The organism is Mesorhizobium sp. M8A.F.Ca.ET.161.01.1.1, from assembly GCF_004792105.1.
Taxonomy (GTDB): Bacteria; Pseudomonadota; Alphaproteobacteria; order Rhizobiales; family Rhizobiaceae; genus Mesorhizobium.
Genome location: NZ_SRTD01000521.1, coordinates 1 through 279, shown reverse-complemented (window position 1 = coordinate 279; position 279 = coordinate 1). Strand labels below are relative to the sequence as shown.

Annotated in this window: 1 protein-coding gene; it reads right to left on the bottom strand. The window is 65.9% G+C overall.

Going from position 1 to position 279, the window contains the following annotated elements:
- Nucleotides 1–36: 36 nt before the first annotated feature.
- Nucleotides 37–279: aldehyde dehydrogenase family protein (locus EN804_RS36840; protein WP_135922461.1), on the bottom strand; the 243-nt coding region annotated here is incomplete at its 5' end.

The following is a 279-nucleotide window of genomic DNA, read 5'->3' as shown; positions in this document are numbered from 1 at the left end:
GTGGCGATTCAACGGAACGCGAACGGACACAGACCGTCAATCGATGCGGATCCAGACGCCCTTGGTGTTGAGATACTCCTCGAGATGCTCGGCGCCGCCTTCGCGGCCGTAGCCGCTCATCTTGTAGCCGCCGAACGGCACGGCTGGGTCGATCGCGTGATAGGTGTTGACCCAGACCGAGCCGGCGCGCAGCCGGTTGGCGAGCTGATGCGCCTTGCCGACGTCACGCGTGAACACGCCGGCGCCAAGGCCGTAGGGCGTGTCGTTGCCGCGCTTCAC